This is a genomic window from Sandaracinaceae bacterium, assembly GCA_020633055.1.
GTDB lineage: Bacteria > Myxococcota_A > Polyangia > Polyangiales > Houyiibacteriaceae > JADJJE01.
Map to the genome: position 1 here is coordinate 530048 of JACKEJ010000004.1, position 13767 is coordinate 543814.

General features: G+C 70.1%; 14 protein-coding genes. 6 read left to right on the forward strand and 8 right to left on the reverse strand.

The annotated features are described in order from the left end of the window. Positions 1–249: 249 nt before the first annotated feature. The 3 genes from dnaK to H6726_02090 all read right to left on the reverse strand — a co-directional run bounded on the left by dnaK (position 250) and on the right by H6726_02090 (position 5607). The gene (gene dnaK / locus H6726_02080; GenBank protein ID MCB9656409.1) at positions 250–2142 is read right to left on the reverse strand and encodes a molecular chaperone DnaK; all 1893 of its coding nucleotides are present in this window, start codon (positions 2140–2142) and stop codon (positions 250–252) included. A gap of 131 nt (positions 2143–2273) precedes the next feature. Continuing rightward, a complete protein-coding gene (locus H6726_02085; GenBank protein MCB9656410.1) occupies positions 2274–3329 on the reverse strand; it encodes a potassium channel protein in 1056 nt (351 codons plus the stop codon). A gap of 112 nt (positions 3330–3441) precedes the next feature. Then, positions 3442–5607 carry a sulfatase-like hydrolase/transferase gene (locus tag H6726_02090; GenBank protein MCB9656411.1) on the reverse strand — a complete coding sequence of 722 codons (2166 nt, stop codon included), beginning with the start codon at positions 5605–5607 and terminating at the stop codon, positions 3442–3444. A 174-nt stretch (positions 5608–5781) separates the two neighbouring features. On the opposite strand from H6726_02090, the gene H6726_02095 reads away from it, so the two are divergent. Together H6726_02095 and H6726_02100 are read left to right on the forward strand one after the other, a co-directional pair. Beyond that, positions 5782–7116: a PhoH family protein gene (locus tag H6726_02095; protein MCB9656412.1), complete on the forward strand. Its 1335-nt coding sequence runs from the start codon at positions 5782–5784 to the stop codon at positions 7114–7116. Further along, positions 7082–8365, forward strand: a complete 1284-nt coding sequence (locus H6726_02100) for a DUF1704 domain-containing protein (protein MCB9656413.1) — start codon at positions 7082–7084, stop codon at positions 8363–8365. The genes H6726_02095 and H6726_02100 overlap by 35 nt, the downstream gene beginning before the upstream one ends. Here the strand turns inward: H6726_02100 and coaD are convergent. The 5 genes from coaD to H6726_02125 are packed head-to-tail and all read right to left on the reverse strand — an operon-like array spanning position 8251 to position 11789. After that, a complete protein-coding gene (coaD, locus tag H6726_02105; GenBank protein MCB9656414.1) occupies positions 8251–8748 on the reverse strand; it encodes a pantetheine-phosphate adenylyltransferase in 498 nt (165 codons plus the stop codon). The genes H6726_02100 and coaD overlap by 115 nt on opposite strands. Positions 8749–8784: 36 nt before the next feature. After that, on the reverse strand, positions 8785–9363 hold the full coding sequence (locus tag H6726_02110) for an RsmD family RNA methyltransferase (GenBank protein MCB9656415.1): 579 nt from the start codon (positions 9361–9363) through the stop codon (positions 8785–8787). Between the two features lie 3 nt (positions 9364–9366). Further along, positions 9367–9705: a TerB family tellurite resistance protein gene (locus H6726_02115; protein ID MCB9656416.1), complete on the reverse strand. Its 339-nt coding sequence runs from the start codon at positions 9703–9705 to the stop codon at positions 9367–9369. 14 nt (positions 9706–9719) lie between these two features. Next, the gene (locus tag H6726_02120) at positions 9720–10460 is read right to left on the reverse strand and encodes a TlyA family RNA methyltransferase (GenBank protein MCB9656417.1); all 741 of its coding nucleotides are present in this window, start codon (positions 10458–10460) and stop codon (positions 9720–9722) included. Between the two features lie 42 nt (positions 10461–10502). Then, entirely contained in the window at positions 10503–11789 is a 1287-nt protein-coding gene (locus H6726_02125; protein ID MCB9656418.1) for a CPBP family intramembrane metalloprotease, read from the reverse strand. A 15-nt stretch (positions 11790–11804) separates the two neighbouring features. On the opposite strand from H6726_02125, the gene H6726_02130 reads away from it, so the two are divergent. From H6726_02130 to H6726_02145, 4 genes are all read left to right on the forward strand, one after another. After that, positions 11805–12425, forward strand: coding sequence for a MoaD/ThiS family protein (locus tag H6726_02130; protein ID MCB9656419.1), 621 nt, complete (start codon positions 11805–11807; stop codon positions 12423–12425). Beyond that, positions 12344–12523, forward strand: a complete 180-nt coding sequence (locus H6726_02135) for a molybdenum cofactor biosynthesis protein MoaE (protein ID MCB9656420.1) — start codon at positions 12344–12346, stop codon at positions 12521–12523. Before H6726_02130 ends, H6726_02135 begins: the two co-directional genes overlap by 82 nt. 34 nt (positions 12524–12557) lie before the next feature. Continuing rightward, positions 12558–13067: a MerR family transcriptional regulator gene (locus tag H6726_02140; protein ID MCB9656421.1), complete on the forward strand. Its 510-nt coding sequence runs from the start codon at positions 12558–12560 to the stop codon at positions 13065–13067. Between the two features lie 231 nt (positions 13068–13298). After that, positions 13299–13724, forward strand: coding sequence for a hypothetical protein (locus H6726_02145; GenBank protein MCB9656422.1), 426 nt, complete (start codon positions 13299–13301; stop codon positions 13722–13724). Positions 13725–13767: the final 43 nt, after the last annotated feature.

The following is a 13767-nucleotide window of genomic DNA, read 5'->3' on the forward strand; positions in this document are numbered from 1 at the left end:
AAACACCCAACGCGAAAGGGGGCCGCTCGCGTGAGAAGTTGAGAGATTTCGAAAGGTCCTGGCCTGGCACGCGCGCTGCTCGAGGCGCGCCGCATGGACCGCGACTCCTCGGTCTCTTCGCCTCGCCACGACCTCGCGTCGAGAGGCGCGTGCCGCCGACTCTTGTGCCGCTCCCGCACACCCGACCAACGCAAACGGCGGACCCCATCGGGATCCGCCGCTCACGTCGGTCATGGCCGCGCCGAGGGACTACTCGGTCTCTTCGAACTCGGCGTCGATGACGTCGTCGTCACCACCCGCGCTCGCACCGGCCGCCGCGCCCTGCGCACCGGGAGCCGCGCCGCTCGCGCCGTAGGCGCTCTGGGCGATCTCGCCCATGGCCGCCTCGAGCGCGGCCATGCCGCTCACGATGCCCGCGTCGTCCGAGGCCTCGATGGCGCTGCGCAGGCTGGCCACCTTGCCCTCGATGTCCGCGATCTTGTCCGCGGGCGCCTTGTCCTTGAGCTCGCCCAGGGCCTTCTCGACGCCGTAGCAGAGCTGGTCCGCCTTGTTGCGGTTCTCCACCGCCGCGCGGCGCTTCTTGTCCTCTTCCTCGTTGGCCGCAGCCTCTTGGACCATGCGCTCGATGTCCGTGTCGCTGAGCCCCGAGTTGGACGTGATGGTGATGGCCGTGTCCTTACCCGTGGCCTCGTCCTTGGCCGAGACGCTCAGGATGCCGTTCGCGTCGATGTCGAACGTGACCTTGATCTTGGGCATGCCCCGCGGCGCCGGCATGATGTCCGACAGCTTGAAGCGGCCCAGCGTGCGGTTCTGCTTGGCCTCCGCGCGCTCACCCTGGAGCACGTGGATCTCCACCTGGGTCTGGTTGTCGTCCGCCGTGGAGTAGGTCTCCTCCTTGCGGGTGGGGATGGTGGTGTTGCGCGGGATCATGACCGTCATCACGCCGCCGAGCGTCTCGACGCCGAGGCTGAGCGGGGTTACGTCGAGCAGCACCATCTCCTTCACGTCGCCGGAGAGCACGCCGGCCTGGACCGCCGCGCCGAGGGCCACGACCTCGTCCGGGTTGACGCCCTTGTGGGGCTCCTTGCCGAAGAACTTCTTGACCGTCTCGAGCACGAGCGGGATGCGCGTGGAGCCACCGACGAGGACGACCTCCTGGATGTCCGCCGCGGTCTTGTTCGCGTCGGCCAGCGCCTTCTTGACCGGGGTCAGGGTGCGCTGGATGAGGTCCTCGATCATCGACTCGAGCTTGGCCCGGGTGATGCGGATGTTGAGGTGCTTCGGGCCCGTCGCGTCGGCCGTGAGGAAGGGCAGGTTGACCGTGGTCTCCAGCTTGCTGGAGAGCTCGATCTTGGCCTTCTCGGCGGCGTCCTTGAGGCGCTGGAGCACCATCTTGTCGGAGCTGGCGTCGATGCCGGTGTCCTTCTTGAACTCCGCGATGAGGTAGTCGATGATCTTGTCGTCGACGTCGTCGCCGCCCAGGTGGGTGTCACCGTTGGTGCTGATGACGTCCACCACGTTCTCGCCCACCTCGAGGATGGAGATGTCGAACGTACCGCCGCCGAAGTCGTAGACCGCGATGACGTGGTCCTGCTGCTTGTCGAGGCCGTACGCGAGCGCCGCCGCGGTGGGCTCGTTCACGATACGCTTGACCTCGAGCCCGGCGATGCGGCCGGCGTCCTTGGTGGCCTGGCGCTGGGAGTCGTTGAAGTACGCGGGGACGGTGATGACCGCCTCGGTGACCGTCTCGCCGAGGTAGTTCTCGGCGGCGCGCTTGAGCTTGCGCAGCACGTGGGCCGAGACCTCGGGGGGCGCCAGCTGCTTGTCGCGGATGTCGATGCCGACGCCGCCGTCCTTGCGCCGCACCACCTTGTAGGGGATGCGGTTCGTGTCCTGATCGCCCAGCTCCTCGAAGCGGCGCCCGATGAAGCGCTTGGCCGAGTAGACCGTACCCTCGGGGTTGGTCACGGACTGACGCTTCGCGATCTGACCGACGAGGATCTCGCCCTGGTCGTCCCAAGCAACCACAGAGGGCGTGATGCGATCTCCCTCTTCATTGACGATGACCTTGGGCTCGCCGCCCTCCATCACCGCGACGACCGAGTTGGTCGTGCCGAGGTCGATACCGATGATCTTGCCCATTGCTGCTAACTCCTTTGATTCTTTCGAAAATCCGCCGCCAACCTACGCCTTCGTAGGGGCAGCCAGCACTCACGGGGCACCTTAACCACGGGGACCGGAGGGTCAACCGCGAGAGGCGATTGGAGCGCCTCTCAGGCGGGCATGTGGGTGAGGGTGTTCCGCTCGAGCCCGTCGTGCAGCATCGTCAGCGCGCCCTCGTCCGCGAGCACCACGATACCGCTGCGCTCGGCGATGACCATGTCCCCCTTGGGGTTGTAGACGTACGTCCCGTCGGGCTGGTGGATGGCCAGGACGAGCGCGCCCGTGTTGCGGATGCGCGACTGCGCGAGCGTCCGGCCAAAGAGCGAGGACCCCTCCGGGATGGCGATCTCCTCGATGCGCAGCTGGTTCCCGTCGCGGTCCTGGAGGATGCGGTCCAGGAACTCCACCGTCTTGGGCCGGATCATCTCGTTGGCCAGCCGCATGCCGCCGATGTAGTTCGGCGAGACGACCGAGTCCGCGCCAGCGCGGTAGAGCTTGCGCTCCGTGCTGGCCTCGACGGCCTTGGCCACGATGCGCGCGGTCTTGTTGAGCGCCCGGGCCGAGATGGTCACGAAGAGGTTGCTGCGGTCGTCGCTGAGCGCGGCGATGATACCCATGCACTTGGTGATGCCCGCCCGCTCCATCACGGCATCGTCGGTGGCATCGCCGTGGATACGGAGGAGCTTGCCGCCGAGGGACTCGTCCAGCTCGGTCAGGCGGTGCTCGTCCGTGTCGATGACCACGAAGCGCGTGCCGGCCGTGAAGAGCTCCCGCACGATGTGCCGTCCGGTGGTGCCGATGCCGCACACGATGACGTGGTCGTGGAGGTGTTCGATCGCGCGTTCCATGCGTCGTCTACGGAGGAGCCCCTGCAGATCGCCTTCGACGATCAGCGCGGTGAGGTTGGAGATGAAGTAGAGGAGGGTACCGCTTCCCGCGACGATCAGCGCAAGCGTGATGATGCGCGCCTCGGGCACCTCGCCCATCCCGGGCAGAGTCTCGCCGAAGCCGACCGTCGAGAGGGTGATGACCGTCATGTAGAAGCAGTCGAAGTGCGACCAGCGCCCCTGACCCACCTCGAAGTACGACGTGGTCCCGACGACCATGACGATCCCGAGCACGCCTGCGGCGACGAAGATGCGCTTGTAGACGTCGGGGAGCTTCACCTCGCGGAAGATACTGTCTCGAGCGCGGAGCGGGCGACCTTTCGCGTGACCCACTCACATGAAGCGCAGGACGACGCGTCGGCTGCCGGACTCGATCCGGTTCGATCGACGCTCAGCGGGTGGACGGCGCGGGGAGGCCCCGCTCGGCGAGAAAGCTCTCGAAGCGTCGTCGCAGCGCCTGCGCGGCGGCCGAGGAGGTGTCGGGCTGACGCTCGCGGGGGTCCCGGATGAGATCGAACCGGGCACCGATCCCTGTCTCGCCATCGACCACGAGCTTCTCGTCCCCGACCAGGAAAGCGAGCTGATGGTACCGCGTCGTTCCGTCGGGCAGCGCAGCGGCAAAGAGCGGCTGGTGCGCGATGGGCGTGCCTGCGCGCAGGGTGCGCGTGAGGCCGTCCCCGCAGACCCCCACGGGCACCTCGAGGCCCGCGAGGCCCAGCACGGTGGGCAGCAGCTCCACCAACGAGACGGGGGTGTCGTACGTACCGGCCCTGACCCCACCGCCCACCACCACCAGGGGCACGCGGAGCTCCTCTTCGTAGACCGTGGCACCGTGGCGCGCGTTCCGGTGCTCGTCGAAGGCTTCGCCATGATCGGACGTGACGATGACGATCGTCCGCGCCCGCCGCTCGGGAGCGAGCGCAAAGCGGAGGAGGCGCTCGAGCTGCTCGTCCACGTACTGCACGGCGAGGTCGTGGCGCGCCTCGTTGTCGCGTGGCGAAGGGAGTGAGCCCTCCGTAGGGCCCCGGGTGTACGGATAGTGGGGCTCGATGAGGTGCGTCCACACGAAGCGCGGAGCGTTCGTGTGCGGAGGGGGCTCTGCGAGGCGACCGATGATGCGGCTGATCTTCAGCTGCGCAGAGTGCCTGTGCCGCAAGTGATACTCGGCGGGCACCTCGTCGATCTCGGCGAAACCAGTCAGCGCGCTGCTCTCCTCGGGGAAAGCCTTGGGCTTGGAGATCAGCGCGATGGTCTCGTAGCCCGCCTCCCGCAGATAGGCGGCGAGCGTGGGCTGGGCCGGGGTCAGGGTGAGGGCCCAAGGGAAGCGAGACGCGGGCGGCGCGTCCACCTGACCCGGCAGCAGGCCAGAGAAGATCGAGCGGAAGGCCGCGCGCGTAGAGGGCGCCGGGGTGTAGGCGCGCGTGAACGACGCCCCCTGGCGAGAGCGCTCGAGCAGCCGTGGCGTGTTTGGGTGGGTCGACCCCGGTAGCAGGCTGGTGTGATCCAACCGCACCCCGTCGATGGTGATGAACAGGATGTCGGGAGCGTCGGCACCGACGCGACCGACGCTACCTGGCGCCCCGAGCCCCTGCCCCACCATGCAACCCCGCAGCCCCTGCGCCGCACCGAGGGGCGGCGTCGGGACCCCCACCGCGAACGCGGCCGACACGAGCGGACTCGACCAGAGCCCCGGCGTGTCGCGCAGCGCGCGCGCTTGTTCTGGGTCGGCAGCGCGCGCCCCGAGGAGACCCGCCGAGACACCCACGAGGGCGAGGAGGCCGAGCAGCAGTGGTGCCCGGACGACGTGCGACCAAGCGAGCAGCGCAGGTTGCCGAGCGCGCAGGCCGAGCGGCGTAGGCCGCAGAGCGCGCGTGACGAGCACCCCGACCACGAACGCAACCAGGGGTGGCACCGCCAGCAGACTGACGCCCCAAGGGAAGTCGCGCGTCAGCTCGGTGACGTAGTCGCTGTGCGCCGTGGCGAGAGACAGCAGCACAACCCCCACCGAGAGGAGCGCGACGACCACACAGAGGGCGCGGCGTGGGCGCCCAGGCGCGGCTCGTGCGATCCGCCGCGTGGCCCACCGCCGCGTGGCTCCAAGCAGCGGGAGGACGCCCGCCCCCACCAGCGCCAGCCCTATCACGAGGGTCTCCGTCGAGCGCCACGTGAGCAGCAGCCCCACCCGGTGCAAGACGAGGCCCAGCCACGCGGCCTCAGCGAGCCGCAACGCGAGCCGGTCGAGCCGGTCGAGCGCGGGCTCGAGCGGGTTCGTCGATGGACCGGCGGGAGCGATGATCCGCCGCGCGAGCTCGACGCCCGCCCAAGCCAACGGCGCACTCACCAGGGACCACAGCGTCCACAGCCCGATGAGCGCCCCCAGCATGGGCCACGGCGAGCGCTCCCCGGTCGGGTCCAGGGCCCGGCCGTCGAGCACCGCAAGCACCCATGCGCTGAGCACGGCGGCAATGGCCGCCAGCACGGGGGCGGGCCCGCGCAGCCGCGCGGAAAGCGCCGACGAACCGGGCTTGGGAGGATCGAGTGGAGGGAGGTCGGTCAACGGGCGGTGGCGGACGGTGAGCGGAGCCGAGCCAGGTCGTGGCCTGGCCCCACGAACGGCCATGGCAGGGATGACGAGCGCCGAGTGTGCCGGACGCCCACGGGGTTGGCCATGCGCCGCGCGCCGTGCTTCACACGACGTCCCACAATCCCCTTGTGGTACTCTGGAGCGAACGTGAAAAAAACCTACGTCCTCGACACCAACGTCGTCCTCCATGACCCGCTGGCCATCTACAAGTTCGAGGAGAACGACGTCGTCATCCCCATCTTCGTCATCGAGGAGGTCGACCAGTTCAAGAAGGAGCTCAGCGAGCTGGGCCGCAACGCGCGCACCATCGTGCGCATCCTGGACGAGCTCCGGGAGCGCAAGGGCGCGTCGCTGCAGACCGGGGTGGTGCTGGACGAGACGGGCGGCATGCTGCGCGTGGCCGTCCCCAAGGTGGAGCCCCGTCGCGGCGGCCACGGCGCGATGGACAACGCCATCCTACAGGCGGCGCTGGACCTGCGAGACGCATCCCCCGAACAGCCCGTCGTGTTCATCACGATGGACTCCAACCTGCGCATCCGAGCGGACGTGCTCGGGCTGCGCGCGGAGAACTACGAGGGTGGGCGCATCGACATCGACGAGCTGTACAGCGGCATCGTCACCGTGGACACATCCGCGGACCTGGTGAACGCCCTCGCGGGGCGCGAGACGCTCGACCTCACGCGGCTGAACGGCGACCTGGACGTCGCACAGCTGCACCCGAACGCCGGCGTGGTGCTACGCGAGCGCGACCAGCCGCGGCACACCGCCCTGGGCATCTACGACGCCAAGCTCGGGGCGCTCACGCCGCTGCGGGTGGGCAAACAAGGCTGTTGGGGGGTGCGCCCGCGCAACCTCGAACAATACTTCGCGCTGGACCTGCTGCTGCGCCCCGAGGTGCACCTGGTCACGCTGGTGGGCAAGGCCGGCACGGGCAAGACGCTGCTCGCCATCGCCGCGGGCCTGGAGGCCGTGATCGACCAGGGCACGTTCAGCCGCATGCTCGTCAGCCGGCCCATCTTCCCGCTGGGCCGCGACCTAGGGTTCCTGCCCGGCACGGTGGAAGAGAAGCTCAACCCGTGGATGCAGCCCATCTACGACAACCTCGAGTTCATCTTCTCGTCCGGGCGCAACCGCATGAGCGAGGCGCGCGACTACCACGAGCTGGTGGCGGCCGGGACCATCCAGGTCGAGGCGCTGACCTACATCCGCGGGCGCTCGCTGCCTAGCCAGTACCTCATCGTGGACGAAGCGCAGAACCTCACGCCGCACCAGGTGAAGACCGTCATCACGCGCGCGGGGGCCAACACGAAGGTCATCCTCACGGGCGACCCGTATCAGATCGACAACCCCTACGTCGACGCGGCGAGCAACGGCCTGACGATCGTGGCGCAGCGCTTCCAGGGAGAGCGCATCGGGGCGCACATCACCCTCACCAAGGGGGAGCGCAGTGAGCTCGCCGAGCGCGCCACCCAGCTCCTCTAGCGGCAGCAAGGTCGGGCGGGCCGCGCTGCGCACGCGTAACGCGCGGCAGGTCGCGCTGGACGAGGAGCTCGGGCGCGTCCTACGCGCGAACCGGCTGCTGGCCTTCGTGACGCCCAAGAACGCAGCGGCGGAGCGCGAGCGCCTGGTGCAGGCCGTGACCCGCGGTGTGGTCGCGAAGCCGGCGTGGGACGCTGTCGCACCCCCTCTGGCCGATGTGCAGGTGGAGTCGCGGCGGAGCGTCGAGCGCATGCACGAACTTGCGGCGCAGCTGCCGGGGACGCCGCTGTATCAGCGGCGGCTCACCGAGCTGGATCTCGACCTGCAGCTGCTGGCCGCGGTCGGGTCGCCACGCAAGGTGCGGCCGCTCGCCCGGCGACGCTATGGGCACGGCGGTGAGCCGGCCTTCCCGCACCTCCCCGCCGGCCCCACGTTGCGCGAGCTGGCCGAGCGGCTGCTGGCGGACACGCCGCCCGACCCGGAGGAGAAGGTGGTGCCTCCATCAGGCCAGGGCAGCCTCGCCGAGCTCGCCCGGCGCGTGGCGCGCGTGCTGGACCTGGACATCCGTGTGCGCATCGAGCCGCACTTGGTGTCGGGCGCAGCGGCCGGGGAGCGCACGATGTTCATCGCCGAGCGCCTGTTCGGTGCGCGAGAGGCGCGGCGCCTGGTGGTGCACGAGGTGCTGGGCCACCTCGTCGCCGCGTTCAACGGGCGCACCCAGCCGCTCGGGATCTTCGCGCTGGGCACGGGCGGCGCCTACGCCGACCAAGAAGGCATGTGCATCACTCTCGAGGAGGAAGCTGGCCTGCTCGACGCCAGTCGCCTGCGGGCGCTCGCGGCCCGCGTGCTGACCACCGACTGGGTGCACGAAGGCGCCACCTTCGCGGAGTCGGCGCGCGCGCTGCACGAGGACTACGGCTTCAGCGCCGAGCGCGCGGTGGTCCTGTCCGAGCGCGCGTTCCGCGGGGGCGGCGTGGCCCGCGACATCGTGTACCTGCGGAGCTGGCTGCGAGTGCGCCACGCCCTGCGGACGGCGCCTCGCACCATGGACCGCCTGCGGCTGGGCAAGGTCTCGCTCGACGACCTGCCCGAGCTCGAGTGGCTGGCGCGCGAGCGCTGGGTGGACCTGGGGCCGCGCTACTTGCCGGGCTTGAGCTTGGCGAGGAGCCTCGCGTCCACCGGCGGCGGGACTAGCTTGGACACGTCACCGCCCAAGCGGCAGACCTCCTTGCAGAGGTTGGACGACACGTAGAAGTAGGCGTCGTTGGCCATGATGAACGTGGTCACGATGTCGTTGTTCAGGTGGCGGTTCATGTTCGCCATCTGGAGCTCGTACTCGAAGTCCGCCACGGCGCGCAGGCCGCGCAGGATGACGGTGGCCTGCTTGCGACGGCAGTAGTCCACCAGCAGACCGTCGAACGAGTCGACCTCGATGCGCTTGACGTCGAGGCCACGACGCTCGATGGCCTCGCGGGTGATCTCGATGCGCTCGTCGACCGAGAACAGCGGCGCCTTGCGCTCGTTGTTGAGCACGGCGACCGTGATGCGCTCGAACGAGACCAGCCCGCTCTCGAGGATGGACATGTGTCCGTTGGTGATGGGGTCGAACGAGCCGGGGTAGATGGCGTGGGACATGCGTGAGGGCTTTGCTGGAGGGAGGCCCGGGGGCCCTTAGGTCACCGTCAGGAGGCGCACACCGGTGTCACCATAGCGGTAGACGGCGAGGGGCGCGAGCCGCGCACAGGCGGGTGGGGGGAGCGCGTGCCGGTGCTCCAGCACGACCACCGCCGACGGGTCGATGAGCGCCTGCTCCACCATGTCGTCCAGCAGCGGTGGGACCACGGCGACGTCGTCGTAGGGAGGGTCCGCGAACACCAGGCTGAACGGGGCGTACGGGCGCAGCGCGGCATAGAGGCTCCGCTCCCGGGTCGCCGGTGGAGCTCCGAGGTCGGCGCGCAGCACACGGACGCGCTGCGCGAGATCGAGCGACTTCGCGCTGTGCAGCGCCGCCTTCACCACGCGCGGGTTGTGGTCGATCAGCACGGCGTGCTCGGCACCTCGTGACAGCGCCTCGAACGCCAGGGCGCCCGTGCCCGTGTAGAGGTCGAGCACGCGTGCCCCGCGCAGCGCATCTCGCGCATCGAGCGCCGAGGCCAGCGCCTCGCGTACCCGCTCGGCCGTGGGACGCGTGAGATCCGACGGGGGCCCATCGAAGCGTCGCCCCCCCAGGGTGCCGCCGACGATGCGCACGCGTCAGAGCCCCCAGAGCGCCCGCAGCCAGTCCAGGAGGCGGCCTTCGGCCTCGCCCATGTTGCCGTCGGCGGCCGCCATGCCCACCAGGACCTCGTAGATCCACTGCTGCACGGGCGGCCGCGACACGTTGCGCGCCGCGTCGCTCAGATCCTCCATGTCCGGCAGGGCCTGCTGGGCCTCCGTCATGCAGCGCCAGAAGCGCAGGCTGCCCACCTCACGGGCGAGCGTGCTGAGCGCCGCGCTCTCTGCTGCGGTCAGCACGCCATCGGCGCGCACCATCGTCCGCACCAGGCCGGCGAAGGCGAGGCGCTCGTGAGGCTCGAGGTCGTCCAGGGTCACTGACCCGCACCGTATCAGGCTTCGGGCTTGCGGAGCCACAGGAAGGCCTCGTGGTTGCCCTTTGGCCCCTTGATGGGCGCGTCGGCGCGGCCACGCTCTTGGAACCCGAGCGACACGGCGGCCTGCGCCACGGCCTCGATCGCGGCGGCGCGCAGGACCGGGTCGCGCACCACGCCCCCCTTGCCCAGCTGGTCCCGGCCCACCTGGAACTGCGGCTTGACCATCGCCAACACGTCGCCCCCCGGAGCGAGCACGGCGTGGGCCGCAGGCAGCAGCTTCTCGAGCCCGATGAAGCTCGCGTCGATGACCACCAGCGTGACGAGCTCAGGCAGTGATTCGGCTGTCAGGTGGCGCGCGTTGGTGCGCTCCATGACCACCACGCGCGCGTCCTGACGCAGCGTGTCGTGCAGCTGCCCGTAGCCCACGTCGATGGCGTACACGCGCGTGGCGCCGCGTTGCAAGAGACAGTCCGTGAAGCCTCCTGTGGACGCCCCGAAGTCGGCAGCCACGCGCCCCGCGGGATCGAACGCGAACGCGTCGAGCGCGCCGCTCAGCTTGACCCCACCACGGGAGACGAACGGGTGGTCCTCGCCGCGCACGAGCAGGGGCGCCTCGTCGTCGAGCTTCTCGCCCGCCTTGTCGACGCGCCGCTCGCCGGAGAACACCACCCCGGCGAGGATGAGCGCCTGCGCCTTGGCGCGCGTGGGGGCGAGCCCGCGCTGTTCCAACAACACGTCGACGCGGGTCTTCGGCACGGCTGGGTGGTACCAGAGGCGGACCAGGGACACCAGCGGAGGTCACCGCGCGAGCAGCTGCAGAATGAACGGCAGCGCGATGATCCCGTTGTAGCCCAGGTGCGCGAGGATGCTGGCGAGGGTCGAGCCCGTCAGCGCCCGCAGCGTGCTGAAGGCCACCCCGGCGACGGTGATGCTCACGAGCGAAGGCCACGCACCGAACACCTGGGGCGCGTGCAGCAGCGCGAACAGGAGCGCCGTGCCGACCACCGCGGGGACCGGACCGCGCAGCCGCTCGAGCTGGCGGAAGAGCAGCCCGCGGAAGAAGAGCTCCTCGGCGAAAGGAGCGACGAGGCCGATGGCGAGCATGGTGAGCAGCCCGCTGGGAGCGCTGACCATGTGCTCGATGGGTGCGGTCCCCGTGCTGGGGACCAGCCGCGAGATCTGCGCGAGCGCGATACGGAGCACGACCCCGAGGACGGGCATGGCGAGCAACAACCACGGCCAACGCGGTGGCGCCACCAAGCCCAACCCCTGCGCGTGACGGGTGAGGCCGACCACGAGCAGGAGCTGACCCAGAAACAGGACGAGCGCGGCTCCAATGGACGTGAGCGGGCTGGGCGGCAGCAGCGCGCTCGCAACGAAGGAGACCACGAGCCCCAGCAGCGCCGCGGCCAGGACGCGGGAAGGGCCGAGCGGACTGCGTCGGGGCGCGTGGATGTCCTCTGCGTCGGCCGCGAGCGCGTCGTCGACGAGCTGCTCGAAGGCGCTCCGCGGTGGAGGTCGCACGAGCCACGCCAGCGTCATCAGCAGCACGCCCACCCAGGCCAGCAGCGGGCCCGTCATGTCGGCGGCGGTGAGCGTGCGCACAGCGGTCACATGCGTCCAGAGCCGCGTGTCGGCGGCGGACACCTGACGGACGACGGTGAACTCCCCCGACCCAGGCGTCTCCAACACCACGCTGAAGCGACCGCGTCCGGTGAGGGCGTCCGCGCGCGCCAGGTCGACGCAGCCGCCCTCGGGCGCCTCCCGCAGGCTGGCCATGCGGTCTTGGTCCAGGCGCACCCGCAACACCAGCTCGTGGGGATCCTCGTGGAAGATGGCGAAGGTCGACACCTTCCACCCCGGTAGGTAGAACGCGTCCGTGGCGCACACGCTGAAGTTGACGCTCTGGCCGTGCGCGAGGGTCAGCTCGCCGAGCACCGCGGAGGACCCCGTCAGCTCGCCCATCGTGAGGAGGGGCCCGCGGTAGTCGCGCTCCTCCGTGGCCAGCTCGCCGACGCGCGACATCGTGAGCAGCAGCCCCACCGCACAAAGTGAAGCCCCGATGGCGAGCAGCACGCGACGCATCCCCGGAATCCTGTCATGTTCCAGAGCGTGACGGAGCCAGAGATCACCATCCGCTACTTCGCCGGCGCACGAGAGCTGGCTGGGCTCACGGAAGAACGACTGCCGCTGGGGGAGGTCAGCTCGCACGCCGCCCTGCGCGCGAGCCTCGCCACACGCCACCCCGCGCTGGCGCCGTTGCTGGGCGCGATGCGCTTTGCGGTCAACGACGCGTTCGTGGGGACCGACTACGTCCCCGTAGCGGGAGACCGCGTGGACGTGCTGCCACCCGTGGCGGGGGGTTCGCTCCCGCTGGCCGAGGTGCGCAGCACGCCGCTCTCAATCGACGAGATCTACCGCGCCGTCTCGCACGCTGGCGCGGGCGGGGTGACGCTCTTCGTGGGCGTGGTGCGGGACGTCGCCGACGGCAAGCCCGTGGCGCGGCTGGACTACGAGCAGCACCCCACGTTCCACGCTCGACGTGACCTCGCCGTGCTGCGCCGCGTCCAGGGCGAGCTGGCCTCTGGACGGCGTGCGCGTCGCCGCGACCCACCGGTGGGGCGAGCGACGGCCGTGGGGTGGACCACGTGGTGGTGGGCGCCTCGGCCCCGCATCGGGACGCGGCGTTCCGCGGCTGCCGCCTCGCGATCGACCGCTTGAAGGAGCGGGTCCCCATCTGGAAGAAGGAGTGGGAGCCGGGGGGTGCCGCCCACTGGGTCAACCTGGATGCGCCCGCGGACGCGTCGCACGACAGTTGACACCCCAGGGGTCCGCTCCATAGTTTGTTCTCCTGTGTCCGAGATCGCGCATCACGTAAGCGAGAGCCCCTCCGCGTCGCCCGAGAACGGGCACGCGGCGCTCACCACCGGCGACATGGCGCGCTTGACGGGTAGCACCCTGCGCACCGTGCGCTTTTACGAGCAAGAAGGCCTCATCGCGCCCCTCGACCGAAAGGACGGGGGGCATCGTCATTTTGGGCCCAGCGAGCTCGAAAAGCTGCGGCTCGCGCTGGACTTGCGTGAAGCTGGACTGAGTCTGCCCGACATCAAGCACATGTTCAGCCTGCGCCACGCGTGCAGCGAGCGGGCGGGTGCCAGCGCCGCGATGACCCAGCTGCTGAGCGAGCGCATCGGCGAGGTCCAAGAGAAGATCCTGCGGCTGCGTCGCTTGCGCGAAGAGCTCACGGCCATGGCGTCGTCGCTGACCGAGTGCGAAGGCTGCTCGCAGGGCACCTGCGAGGGCTGCGACGTGCTCGAGTCGGAAGCCGCGCCGCGGAGCCTACGCGTCCTCCTGCAGGAGTGAGCGGGCGCGAGCACGCGTGAACGGGCGTGGTCGGGGCCTTCCGACCGGCGCACCCGTCGCTCCGAGACGTGCAGGACACGGCACGCGCCGGGTAGGCGTCTGTCGTCCCCGAGACCCCTCCGCCGACGCTGACTCGTGCGTGGGTCGAGAAAACGCGCGGAGGACGCAAGTGGCGGCCGCCGGGGTCGACAAGGCAAGGGCGCACCTCCCTTGGTGCAGAAAGGCCCGTGCATGACCACCCGTATCGACCCCCAGCAGAGCGTCACCGTCCGTCCCCCGTCGGAGCGCCAGACCCCCCTCCCCGCTTCACGGCGTTTTCGGGATGCCCTCGACGAGGGCGCGCAGCGCATCGTCGCGAGCACGGCAGCGTTGACCGGGGTCGCCCCGCTGTCTCAGGCGACCACCGCGTCGCGGGTGTCCGGTGGGCGAGCGGCGCTGAGCCAGAGCGGAAGCCTGCCAGACCTCGCGCCGGACGTCAGCGACGGCGGGAGCGGGGGCGGGGGCCCCGACGCAGCGAGCGGCGTGCCCAGCGACACGATGGAGCTGCTCGAGATGCAGCGCCGCATCGGCGCCGAGCAGGTGCACTTCTCCACGCTCTCGAACGTGATGAAGGCCCGCAACGATACGGCCAAGTCCGTGGTGGGCAACATCCGCTGAACGTGTGGGGCGTGGCGCGCTGCGCCCCCAGCGGCTAAGAGAA

Excerpts from the sequence above, each read along its gene's own strand:
- dnaK (MCB9656409.1), bottom strand. The coding sequence starts at position 2,142 with ATGGGCAAGATCATCGGTATCGACCTCGGCACGACCAACTCGGTCGTC.
- coaD (MCB9656414.1), bottom strand. The coding sequence starts at position 8,748 with ATGTCCCACGCCATCTACCCCGGCTCGTTCGACCCCATCACCAACGGA.
- H6726_02125 (MCB9656418.1), bottom strand. The coding sequence starts at position 11,789 with ATGCGTCGCGTGCTGCTCGCCATCGGGGCTTCACTTTGTGCGGTGGGG.
- H6726_02130 (MCB9656419.1), top strand. The coding sequence starts at position 11,805 with ATGTTCCAGAGCGTGACGGAGCCAGAGATCACCATCCGCTACTTCGCC.
- H6726_02145 (MCB9656422.1), top strand. The coding sequence starts at position 13,299 with ATGACCACCCGTATCGACCCCCAGCAGAGCGTCACCGTCCGTCCCCCG.